Source organism: Larkinella terrae, from assembly GCF_009668025.1.
Lineage (GTDB): Bacteria > Bacteroidota > Bacteroidia > Cytophagales > Spirosomataceae > Larkinella > Larkinella terrae.
Genome location: NZ_WJXZ01000014.1, coordinates 1,045,049 through 1,056,420, shown reverse-complemented (window position 1 = coordinate 1,056,420; position 11,372 = coordinate 1,045,049). Strand labels below are relative to the sequence as shown.

Here is an 11,372-nt window from a genome sequence, read left to right as displayed (position 1 = left end):
GGCCTGCAATCACGGTTTTCTAGCTCAAAAACTGAATTCGTAGCGATAAAAAAGTGGCCTTTCCAGCCAATCGGAGGCCATTTCTATCAAGAACTGCATTCATTGCCGTTCGCTCAAAAGTTCTGAATGGTCAAATGCAACACGCATCTGACGACGCGCTTGGACTCGTTTTTATTAGTCGTAAAAAAGCAAATGGAGGGAAACACGAAGGCCGTTCTGAATTTGATTTTTCTCAGAGACTGTCTAAAATTTACAATTTTCCTTTTCCGCGTTGCCCCCAACCCCCTAAAGGGGGGTAAAAAATCAGGTGTTTTAGCCCCCTTTAGGGGGTTGGGGGCAGACCGAAGAAAGAGGAAATCTAAATCTTAGACAGTCTTTTAGAAAACTTCCGTAAAAAACAAAAACCGCCGGTTCTCGAACCAGCGGTTTTTGACCTTGATTTAGGCAGGGGTTTCAGGCCAGATACGATGCGTAGCGGTCGCTCAGCCGGGCCACGATCCGGGCGATGACGTCGGCTGGTGGCGGACCTTTGGGGGCTTCCAGCGTGGCCGGAACTTCGGTAATGGGCTGGCTGGATTCCAAGAAGAAATTGGCAAAATCGCCAGGCGTAATCAGCGTCAGAATCCGCGCCTGCTCCGTCTGGATTTTGAACTGGTGCTCAATCAGGCGGGGAGCAAAAACGGTTTGTCCTTTTTCCGCCGTGATCACTGTATTTCCGATTTCGAACCGCACCGTTCCATCAAGAATGTGAAACGTTTCGTCTTCCCGCGTGTGAATATGACGGGGTGGTTCGCTACCTTGGGGCAGGTTAAATTCGATCATGGCAAAAGCGCCATCGGTTTGCTCCGGGGAAACCTGTACGCGGAAAAAACCGCCCTGGTAAGCGCGTAGATTCTGGGGTTGGATTAATGTTTGTTCAGCCAGCATGTGTTTACGTGTTGTGTTGTTTAAAACCGGTAAAATTCCGTTCGTGTCATTACTGGGACAAAAGTGCAGCAACAACGGGCGCGGCCCAACAACAACCGGGATGAACAGTGGCTTTCTAAACCTGATGCGTGACTTTCCGGCCTTGAAATGGACGGTCGAGCTGGTTATTCAAAAAACGATCTGCGGGAATTATTCTTCAATAAGACGCCAGCGGATTGGTACGAAAAGCCGCGACTTTCTGCTCTTCAAAACCGGCAAAGGCGAACGAAATACCGCTCATTGCCAGGGCGATAAACAGGCTCGTCCATTCAGGTTCGCTTTGCGGATGGGCCATCGTCCGGGGCGTGTGCAGCAAGATGACCCACAGGAAAAACATCAGTCCCAACAGGCCGGTGGTGAGTTTCAGTTGCCGGTTCAGCAACAAGCTGACCGCCGTTCCGGCAAACGCGACGCCCACAAAATACGCCCAGAACAGCCGGGCCGGAATCCAGGCCGGAATCAGCGTCGAGATATATTGGGCGTACATAAAGTGCTGAATGGCAAAAATCAGCAGCGAAACCGCAAAGAGAATCCGGCCAAAAACCGCTGGATCGAAGCGGTTTTTCAGGGATTGTGATAAGGTACCCGACAGGTAAAAAGCTCCTCCACTCAGGGCCGTCAGTTCGGTCAAAACCGTCCAGGCACCACCGTTGTAAATATTCGTCACCAGAATCGGGAGGTGCGGATAGAAAACCAGCAACAGGAAAAGGACTCCCAGCCACAGAGCCGCCTGCCGGGCCAACCGCAGACTTCCCAGCCCGATGCCCGCCAGTACGAAGGCAATGCCCATCGCCAGCACGACGACAAACCGGCCCGGAAATTTGGCCGGAAACGGCAGCAGGGCAATCGGAAAATTGCCCCAAATCAGGTGTTCTAGCCCAAGCGACAGGATCGCAATGGCGTACAAAATCCGGCCAACCGTAAAGAGTCTTTGCATGATTATTCTGTTTTGAACAAGCGATTTTTTCACGATGATCCGATAGGATTGAAACAGGAATGGAATGCGCACACGGGTCCGGTCTTATCTGAAATAAAAACCGGATGGGTTGTCCTGCGCTATGGCCCCTTGTCCCCATACAAGCAGGCCATAGAACAGCAGGAGTAGCATACGGTTTTTCATCACATAGGTGTCGGTTGGAAACTGCCTTCTTCCGCCGGATGGTGGTAAATATGAACGCGTTAGACCAAAAGACCAAGCCTCCGCGACAGACGCCGGACCGCACCGGGCAAACAGCGATCCGGGCTTCACGAAGGTCGTTCATCGCCGGAAAGCGCATCTTCGTCAGGAGCTATCGGCAGTTCGTCCGCGACGACCGTGGACGCAAAAACCGGGTCAACTTTTTAGCGACTTTTTCGGTACTTTTGGGCGAATTGTTTTCAGTCAAGATGCTTCGTTTTCGGCCACCGGTTTTTCGGGAAATTGTGATCCATTGCGTGGCCTGGCTATGCTATCTGGTGGTGCAGGTGCTGGCGCTGGACAAATTTGAAAACCACCACCTCGCCAATCTGCGGTCGGCCCTGGCGCAGTTGCCCGCCCAACTCCTGTTTACCTACGTAATGCTCTACTGGCTGATTCCGGCTTACCTCCTGACCCGGCAATACGTCCGGTTTAGTCTGCTGACATTCATTGCTTTACTGATTGGCGGTGTGCTGTATTGGGAAGGTTCGTATTACCTGTATCTGGTGCCGTTCGAACCCGCCCGGCTGGCGCAGGAAGATCCGCTGGACGTGGGCAAGATGCTGCTTTGTGCGTTTTATCTCCTGTGTACCAGCGGTTTACTCATCGGTTTTCACATGATCCGGTACGGTTTTCGTCAGCAGCAACTGAATCAACAACTGGTGATTGCCAACCAGAACGTGGAGTTGAAATCCCTGAAAGATCAGATTCATCCGCATTTTTTGTTCAATACCCTCAACAATCTCTACGGTTTAACCCGTCAGGACCCCCAAAAGGCGGGCGAGGTGGTTCTGCGGTTGTCCCAGTTGATGCAGTACATGCTCTACGAAGGCAACATGCCGCTGGTGCCGCTGCGGAAAGAGGTCGATTATTTGCAAAATTACCTCGCGCTGGAGCGGATTCGCTACGGAAAACAGGTGCATCTGTCGTTTCAGGTAAGCGGAAATACCGATTCCTTCCAGATTGCTCCGCTGATTTTGCTGCCGTTCGTCGAAAACGCTTTCAAGCATGGCATCAGCCAGCAACTCGACGACGCCTGGCTCCAGATTCAGCTGACCGCCAACGCCAGCGAGCTGGTTTTCAAGGTCGAAAACAGCAAGCCGGAAGGTTCCGACAGCCCACCGACGAACGGATTGGGGTTACCGAATGTAATCAAGCGGTTGCAATTGCTTTATCCCGGTCGGCATCAGCTCCGCCAGTTGAACGGCGCGGGAACCTACCTGATTACCCTGACGCTCGAACTTACCGAAACGGATTCTAAACGCACGCCCACCCATGAAGATCAAGTGTTTGCTGGTGGATGACGAGCCCATCGCGCTCGACATTCTGGCCGCGTACGTACATCAGGTCGAAGCGCTCGACCTGGTGGGACGGTGCCGGTCGGCGGTCGATGCGTTCAGTGTGCTGCAAAGCAAACCGGTCGATTTGCTGTTTCTGGATATTCAGATGCCGCAACTTTCGGGTCTCGAACTGCTTCGAACGCTGCCCAATCCACCCAAAACGATCATCACCTCCGCCTACCGGGAATACGCGCTGGACGGCTACGAGCTCGACGTGCTGGATTACCTTATCAAACCCATTCCGTTCGAGCGGTTTATGAAAGCCGTCGGCAAGGTTTTTACGCAGCAACCGGCCGCTCCGCCCGTTACGGCCCCGGCGACCGACGAAGAGCCGTTCCTTTTTGTCAAGGAAGATCGCCAGCTTTTTCGCATCGCACTGCGGGATATTGTCGCGCTGGAAAGTTTGCGGGACTACGTGAAAATCAGCACCTTGAAGCAGCAGGTTGTTACCCGGCAGACGCTGGGTTATTACGAAGAGCTCCTACCCCGGGAGCAGTTTCTGCGGATTCACCGCTCGTTTATCGTCGCCAAAACCAAGATTATCTCGCTGACCGAATCCCGCATCGAAGTGCCCGGTCAAACGCTGCCGATTGGCCGTCACTACAAACAGCAGGTTTTTGATCACCTGCAGGTACGCGATCTGATGCGGTCGGGCAATTCGTAATTCTTTCAAAAACACCGTATTGAAGTACATCGACTCAAAAAACAGGTAATCTTTACCAGTCACTGCCTATATGTACTACTTATCTATTTTCCTGCTATCTTTGCTAAGAATCGAATCAGAGAGTTTTATACGTAAGCTTACATGACCGTACCGAATGCCTTTCCTGAGATAGAGCCAATTCTGTCGACCACAATGGCGGATGTCGTTGAGGAGAAATTACGAACCTATTTTCGGGATAAAGGCTTTTCGCCCGGCGACGCACTGCCCAAAGAAGTGGAACTGGCCGAAGCCCTTCAGGTGAGCCGAAACGTGGTACGGGAAGCCCTGAGCCGTTTGCGGATGCTGGGCATGATTGAAACCAAAAAGCGCCGGGGCATGATTCTGGCCGAACCCGATGTGCTGAGCGGCCTGGAACGCTTACTCGATCCGCAATTACTGGGGAAAGGTGTTATGAAACAGCTTTTCGAGCTCCGGTTGGTATTGGAAATTGGCATGGGTGATTTGCTATTCTTGCGTCGTAAAGAAACTGATTTACAGATTCTTCAACAAATTGTGGAAGACGAACTGAAAGCTGCTTCGCACGCCGAACGCGTCGAGTGCGACATCCGGTTTCACAGCACACTTTACCGCATGACGGGCAACGAAACGCTTCGGCGGTTTCAGAAGTTGCTGGTTCCGATGTTTCAGTACATCATCGAAAATGAAGCCGGTCCGGACGGACAAACCGCCGTCGGTGCGGTTTCCCACGCCGGTCTGCTGGCAATCCTCCGCCACGGCGATCCCACCAGTTTTCGGGAAGCCATGAAAAAACACCTCGATCCGCATTTCCTGTTTCTCTAACTTCGCACAAAAAACTAATTCACCGAATAATACAAAACCCCGCGCCCAAAAACCGTGGGGTTTTACTATAGTATGAAGTATATATCCGGATGCCTGATGAGGGCATCTTTTTTTATTTCTATTCATAATGTAATTATTCAACCATATAGTATAAAAAATTTCACGCAAATACTTGACAGGAGGAAAAGAAAAAAGTAATTATGTACTACATATTCATAATTTCTCAAAATTCAGAACCCTAAATGATTACAGGACTACACAAAAACCGGGTAGGTGCTCTTGCCATCTGGTTCCTGTTCCTTTTGGTTGCCAGCCCAAGCGTGTTTAGCCAAACCGCGCAAACCGTTCAAGGAAAAATAACGTCGGATGCCGGTGAAGCGCTGCCCGGCGTCAGCATCCTGCTGAAAGGCACCAACAAAGGAACCACTACGGATGTCGATGGCCAGTATAGTCTGGCAGTGCCGGACCGCAACAGTACGCTGGTCATTTCCTTTATCGGTTACATCAGCCAGGAGATAACCGTCGGCGGCCGTTCGCAGCTGGATATCAAGCTGATAACCGACTCCAAATCGCTCAATGAGGTCGTGGTGGTGGGCTACGCCGAACAATCCCGGGCAAAAACGACGGCTTCGGTCACTAAACTGGATTCCAAAGAACTGCGCAACATCCCCTCCGTCAGCCCCGTTCAGGCGCTTCAGGGCAAGATGGCGGGGGTTTCGGTTCCGGTTTTGACGGGGCAGCCCGGCGCTAGTGCCAGCGTCGTGATCCGGGGCGGAACCACCCTGAATCCCTACGGAACGGGCAGCGCCAACGGCAGTGGTCGCGAAGTTCAAAACCGCGAAGACAGCGGCCCGCTGGTCATCATCGATGGCGTTTTCCGGCGCTTCAACGACGTCAATCCCGACGACATCGAGTCGTTGCAGGTCCTGAAAGATGCCGCTTCAACGGCGGTTTACGGCGCGCGGGGTGCCAACGGCGTTATTGTCATCAAGACAAAAACCGGGAAAGGATCGACCGGAAAAGCGAACGTGACGTTTCGGTACCAGCACGGTTTTGAAACCCAGGCCCGGCAGTACAACTACCTCAGTGCCAGAGACTACCTCGTACTCGCCCGCAAAACCTGGGCGCGGGGCATCGACAATTTCGACATCAACCAGCGGCTTTACGTGGCCGGAAATTCTGCGACGGTGCCGACCTACACGGCCGCCGGGCAATACGGTTACGCCAAATGGACGCCCGCGTACGTGGACAATCTGGTGGCCGTCGAAGGACAGCCGTACGTAGACAACCTGCTGAAAAATGGCTGGGAAACCATCGACGATCCGGTCAATCCTGGCAAAACGATCATTTTCAAAGACACGCATTATCAGGACGTGCTGTGGAATATGGCCCAAACCAAAAACTACAACGTGAGTGTGGACGGCGGCACCGAACGCGCCAACTACAACCTGTCGTTCGGCTACGTCGATCAGGGTGGGGTTTTTCTGGGAACGGGCTACAAACGGCTCAGCGGTTTGCTGAACACGGGCTACAAAGTGAGCGATAAATTCCGACTGGACCTGAACCTGTCCTACCTCTGGAACGACAACAAATACATCGACAACTCGCAGGCCACGCTGACGCGCTCGACCCGCATTCCGGACCTGCTTCGGCTCTACAACGACGACGGAAAACCGCAATTCGGCGAGAACCTGACCGTCCGCAACCGCCTGCATGAGCTGTATTACCAGGATCGCAAAGCGAATACCGACCAAACCACCATTCGGGTTGCGGGCGATTACGAAATCATTCCGGGACTGCATTACCGGCCTTCGATGTCTATTTATTTCGACAATTCGCAGAACCTGTATTTCGAGAAATTCTTTGCCCAGCAGGCCCGGCCGCGCGACAAGAGCGAGACGCTCAACAACAACCGGCAGATCATGACGGACCACATTCTGCAGTTCGACCGCACGTTTGCCACACGCCACAACCTGACGGCGCTGGCCGGTTTTAACTTCACCCGCAACACCTTTTTTACGCTGCAGGGTGCCGGACAACGGGCCGCGACGGATTATCTGTTCACGTTCTCCGGCGACCCGATCAGCACGCTCATCAACGGCACGGTTCAGCCGAACCAGAGCGTGACATCTACGCTGAACGAAACCAAAACCGCCAGCTATTTCGGGCAGGTTAACTACGATTTCGACGGAAAATACCTCGTTGGGGCTTCCCTGCGCTACGACGGTTTTTCCAATTTCGCGCCCAACAACCAATATGCGCTATTTCCCTCGGTTTCGGCGGGCTGGAACATCCACCGGGAAGAATTCTGGAAAGTCAAATTCGTGAATCAGTTTAAAATCCGGGGCAGTTACGGGCAGGCGGGTTTGAATAGTTTGGGGTATACAGACACCTATGGCGGCTATGGGTCAACGGCTTACGCGACCGGCGCTGGTATTTTGCGGAGTAACCTGGCCAACCCGAACCTGTTGTGGGAAACCACCGAAACCGTCGATGGCGGGGTCGACATCGGGCTTTTCAACGGCCGCGTCAACCTGCTGGTTGATGTGTATAACAAACTGACGCGCAACCGTTTGGACAATTTGCCGCTGCCTTCCGAGTCGGGTTTCACGAGCATTAAATACAACATCGGCCAGTTGCGCAACCGCGGTCTGGAAGTCGAGTTAAACGCAACCGTTCTGAAAATCGGGAAGTTTGCCTGGAACACCAATTTTTCTTTTGCCTTCAACCGAACCACGGTGGTGAAACTGCCCACCAACGGCCGGGCCAAAAACCGCATCAACGGCGGGCTTGTCTTCGATCCGGCTTCCGGCAAGGAGATCGAAGTGGGCGGTTATGCCGAAGGGGAACGTCCGCTGGGGCTGTGGGCCTGGCAGTCGAACGGGATTTTTGCCACCGACGAAGCGGCCAAAGGCGCACCCAACGACCTTCAGGTGACGGCGGGCAACCTGAACAAGCCCAAGCACGGTGGCGATGTGAACTGGGCCGACCTGAACGGCGACAAAATTATCGATAACAAAGACCTCGTTTTCATGGGGTATCGGGTGCCCGACAAAATTGGCGGTATGCAGAACACCTTCTCGTTCAAAGGATTAACGCTGCGGTTTACGATGGATTATGCGATGGGGCACGTGATCAGCAACGGCGCCTTGGCGCGGGCGATGGGTCAGGGCCGGGCGTTTAACGAAGGCGCACCCGCCGAAGCCCTGGGGCCGGATGTCTGGATGAATTCGGGCGATGTCGGCAAATTGTACCCGCGGTTCAGCATGGGCGATGCCGACGTGGGCTACAAAAACCACCTCCGTTTTGTAACGGGTTACACCGGCGTCGGGCTGGACGATTCCTACGGCGTGGACAACTCGATTTACTATTCCAAAGGCGATTTTCTGGCGTTCCGCGAACTGTCGCTGTCGTATCAGGTGCCGCAGTTGATCAGTCGTAAAATTTCCGCCGGATCGATCCAGTTGAATGCGGGCGTTTACAATCTGGGGTATCTGACCGCTTACAAGGGCCTGAACCCGGAAGTTTACAAGGGTTTTGACGAAGGTGCCTATCCGCGTCCCCGCCAGTTCACGCTCGGCGCCACCATCCGGTTTTGATTGTTCATTCACGATCCGACATTTATGAAAAAGATAAAACTAACCATACCCTTGCTGGCCCTGTTGGTGAGCGTCAGCACCTCCTGCAAGGAAATTCTGGAAGTAACGCCCCGCTCGCAAATCACGAATCAGGTGTTCTGGCAGAGCGAAGACGATTACACGGCGTACCTGAACGGCGTTTACAGCAGTTTTCGCACGCAGATGAACGATTTGTCGTTTGGCGAAGACCGCAGCGATTCGTTCGTCTCGGGCGTTAATTCCCGGCTGTCGGTCTACTGGGCGCAGGTGCTCACGCCCGAAAATGCCCGCGACTGGACGTCGTATTACGGCACCATCGGCCACATCAATCTGCTCCTGAGCCAGATCGAAGGATTTACCTTTGCGACGCCCGCGACCAAAAACCGCATCAAGGCCGAAGCCCTGGCGCTGCGGGCGTCCATGTATTTTTACATGGCCAAAATCTGGGGCGATTTGCCAATCATGCTCAACCCGATTGTCGACGAAAACGTGCCGCTCACGGCCCGCTCGCCGGTGGCCGACGTCTTCAAGCAGATCAATTCGGACATCGATATGGCGATTTCGCTGTTTCCCGAAGCCGGATTTATCAGCAAAAACCGCCTGTCCAAACCGGCGGTCAATGCCCTCAAAGCGGATGTCAAACTGTGGTCGGCGAAGGTGCTGGCCGGGGGCGAACCGGATTTCACGGCGGCTCTGGCGGCCATCGCCGAAGTCGAAAAGTCCGGCGTAGCGCTGCTGCCCAACTTCCGCGACATTACGGTTCGCCTGAACAATGAGATCATTTTTTCGCTGTATTTCAACCGCACCGAAACGCCCAGCATGTACGCGTTCGCGTCGCTTCCGCTGAACACCTATTCAGCCAAGGCCGACAACGCGGCCGATCTGCCGCTGAGCAACGATCCACTTTACGCACAGGCGGGTTATGCCACCAGCCCGGCAGTGAAGGCGCTTTTTGCGGCCAATCCGACGGACAAACGCATTCCGGCGACGTACATCGACGAGTTGCAGGGCGGCAAAGTGATTTATACCTGGCCCAATAAATTCCGGGGTACCAAATATTCCGACGACCGTGTGGCCGACGACGACCTGATTGTGTACCGCTTCGCCGACATCGTTTTGCTGAAAGCCGAAGCCCTAGCCGCCCTCGGTCGGTCGGCGGATGCGCTGGTGGAACTGAACAAAATTCGGAAGCGGGCCGGGATTCCCGACGTAACGGTAACCGAAAAAACCGCCCTCGAAAAAGCCATCCTGGACGAGCGCGGTCGCGAACTGTTCGACGAATCCAAACGCTGGTGGGATCTGGTGCGCTTCCACAAAGGCGGCACGATCGACGTCTACCAGGTCGTCCCGAACCTCAAAGGCAAAACCGTACCCCTCTACTGGCCAGTTGCCACGCGGGTGTTGTCGTTAAACAATCAGATCAAACAAACGCAGGGATACTAAATTTTGCCCCTAAATCCCCTAAAGGGGACTTGGACAAAGCACAATCCCGTTTTAAAGTCCCCTTTAGGGGATTTAGGGGCGGCAAGTGGAAGCCTTTTATAAAGTTGAAAATCACTTTGTTTATGAAAAACTACACCCTCTCCTTTTGCCTTCTGATTATCAGCTTGCTGACCGCGTTTTCGGTATCAGCGCAATCGACGCCGGAGAAAATAACGGTTTTTGACCCTGCCAACACCTATGCCACCACGCGGATTCCGGCGCTGGTCTGCACCAAAAAAGGCACGCTGCTGGCGTTTTGCGAAGCGCGCGTCAACAATACGGGCGACTGGGCCGACATCGACCTGCTGATGCGCCGGAGCGCCGACGGTGGCAAAACCTGGGAAGAACCGGTGGTGATTGCGCCCCGCGAAGCGAAGCGGCCCACCAGCAACATCACGCCGATTGTCGACCGCGACGGCAAAACCATTCACCTGCTATATCAGCGGAATTACGCCAACGCCTATTACATCAAATCCACCGACGAAGGCAAAACCTGGACGGCCCCGACGGATATCACCTACGCCTTCGAGCAATTCCGGCCCGAATACAACTGGAAAGTGCTGGCGCCCGGCCCCGGCCACGCGATCCAGCTCGAAAAAGGCAAAAACAAAGGCCGGATCGTCATTCCGATCTGGCTCTGCGAACCGAATCCGGGCATTCCCGGCGGGGATCATCGGCCGTCATGCGTGGCCACGGTTTACAGCGACGACCTGGGTAAAAGCTGGAAACGGGGCGCTATTGTGGTGAATAACTCGTCCGAAGTGGTGAATCCGAGCGAAAATGTGGCCGTGGAACTGACGGATGGACGCGTGATGCTCAACATCCGCAGCGAATCCGCCCCGCACCAGCGGCTGGTTGCCTACAGCCCCGATGGCATTTCCAACTGGACCAAACCGGTTTTCGACGATGAACTGTTCGACCCGGTTTGCATGGCGAGCCTGATCCGGATTCCGGGCGACCGCGCCCACAAAACCGCCCTGCTGTTTGTCAACCCCGACAGTCAGGCCGACCCAACGATGCTGAAAGCGGCCAATAATTTCCGCAAACGGCAGAACCTGACGGCGAAAGTCAGTTTTGACGAAGGCCAGACCTGGTCGGTCAAAAAAGTGCTGGAACCGGAATCGGCGGGGTATTCGGACCTGGCCGTTGGTCCCGACGGAACCATCTATTGCCTGTACGAAACCAGCCAGAACGCGGGCGGAACCTGGAAATACCACGTCGTGCTCAAAAAATTCAATACCGCCTGGCTGACGGACGGTCAGGCCGAAGCGAAGAAAATCCCCTGA

Annotated in this window: 8 protein-coding genes; 6 read left to right on the top strand and 2 right to left on the bottom strand. The window is 54.1% G+C overall.

The window, feature by feature from the left end; all coding sequences use genetic code 11:
- Window positions 1-453 precede the first annotated feature (453 nt).
- Window positions 454-927, bottom strand: coding sequence for a cupin domain-containing protein (locus GJJ30_RS26085; protein WP_154178102.1), 474 nt, complete (start codon window positions 925-927; stop codon window positions 454-456).
- A gap of 196 nt (window positions 928-1,123) precedes the next feature.
- Complete coding sequence (locus tag GJJ30_RS26080) at window positions 1,124-1,903, bottom strand: DoxX-related protein (protein ID WP_154178101.1); 780 nt, start codon at window positions 1,901-1,903, stop codon at window positions 1,124-1,126.
- Between the two features lie 233 nt (window positions 1,904-2,136).
- Here GJJ30_RS26080 and GJJ30_RS26075 point away from each other — a divergent pair, with 233 nt between their 5' ends.
- From GJJ30_RS26075 to GJJ30_RS26050, 6 genes are all read left to right on the top strand, one after another.
- Complete coding sequence (locus GJJ30_RS26075) at window positions 2,137-3,447, top strand: sensor histidine kinase (RefSeq protein ID WP_170299280.1); 1,311 nt, start codon at window positions 2,137-2,139, stop codon at window positions 3,445-3,447.
- Window positions 3,419-4,147 (top strand): LytR/AlgR family response regulator transcription factor, encoded by a 729-nt coding sequence (locus tag GJJ30_RS26070; RefSeq protein WP_154178099.1) that lies wholly within the window; start codon window positions 3,419-3,421, stop codon window positions 4,145-4,147. Before GJJ30_RS26075 ends, GJJ30_RS26070 begins: the two co-directional genes overlap by 29 nt.
- Before the next feature lie 141 nt (window positions 4,148-4,288).
- Window positions 4,289-4,987 (top strand): FadR/GntR family transcriptional regulator, encoded by a 699-nt coding sequence (locus GJJ30_RS26065; protein ID WP_154178098.1) that lies wholly within the window; start codon window positions 4,289-4,291, stop codon window positions 4,985-4,987.
- A 242-nt stretch (window positions 4,988-5,229) separates the two neighbouring features.
- Window positions 5,230-8,586, top strand: coding sequence for a SusC/RagA family TonB-linked outer membrane protein (locus GJJ30_RS26060; RefSeq protein WP_154178097.1), 3,357 nt, complete (start codon window positions 5,230-5,232; stop codon window positions 8,584-8,586).
- Window positions 8,587-8,610: 24 nt separating this feature from the next.
- The gene (locus tag GJJ30_RS26055) at window positions 8,611-10,047 is read left to right on the top strand and encodes a RagB/SusD family nutrient uptake outer membrane protein (protein ID WP_154178096.1); all 1,437 of its coding nucleotides are present in this window, start codon (window positions 8,611-8,613) and stop codon (window positions 10,045-10,047) included.
- Window positions 10,048-10,169: 122 nt separating this feature from the next.
- Complete coding sequence (locus GJJ30_RS26050; protein WP_154178095.1) at window positions 10,170-11,372, top strand: sialidase family protein; 1,203 nt, start codon at window positions 10,170-10,172, stop codon at window positions 11,370-11,372.

What these genes read in the sequence shown, in the direction of transcription:
- GJJ30_RS26085 (WP_154178102.1), bottom strand. Translation starts at nt 927, where the DNA reads ATGCTGGCTGAACAAACATTAATCCAACCCCAGAATCTACGCGCTTAC.
- GJJ30_RS26080 (WP_154178101.1), bottom strand. Translation starts at nt 1,903, where the DNA reads ATGCAAAGACTCTTTACGGTTGGCCGGATTTTGTACGCCATTGCGATC.
- GJJ30_RS26075 (WP_170299280.1), top strand. Translation starts at nt 2,137, where the DNA reads ATGAACGCGTTAGACCAAAAGACCAAGCCTCCGCGACAGACGCCGGAC.
- GJJ30_RS26070 (WP_154178099.1), top strand. Translation starts at nt 3,419, where the DNA reads ATGAAGATCAAGTGTTTGCTGGTGGATGACGAGCCCATCGCGCTCGAC.
- GJJ30_RS26065 (WP_154178098.1), top strand. Translation starts at nt 4,289, where the DNA reads ATGACCGTACCGAATGCCTTTCCTGAGATAGAGCCAATTCTGTCGACC.
- GJJ30_RS26060 (WP_154178097.1), top strand. Translation starts at nt 5,230, where the DNA reads ATGATTACAGGACTACACAAAAACCGGGTAGGTGCTCTTGCCATCTGG.
- GJJ30_RS26055 (WP_154178096.1), top strand. Translation starts at nt 8,611, where the DNA reads ATGAAAAAGATAAAACTAACCATACCCTTGCTGGCCCTGTTGGTGAGC.
- GJJ30_RS26050 (WP_154178095.1), top strand. Translation starts at nt 10,170, where the DNA reads ATGAAAAACTACACCCTCTCCTTTTGCCTTCTGATTATCAGCTTGCTG.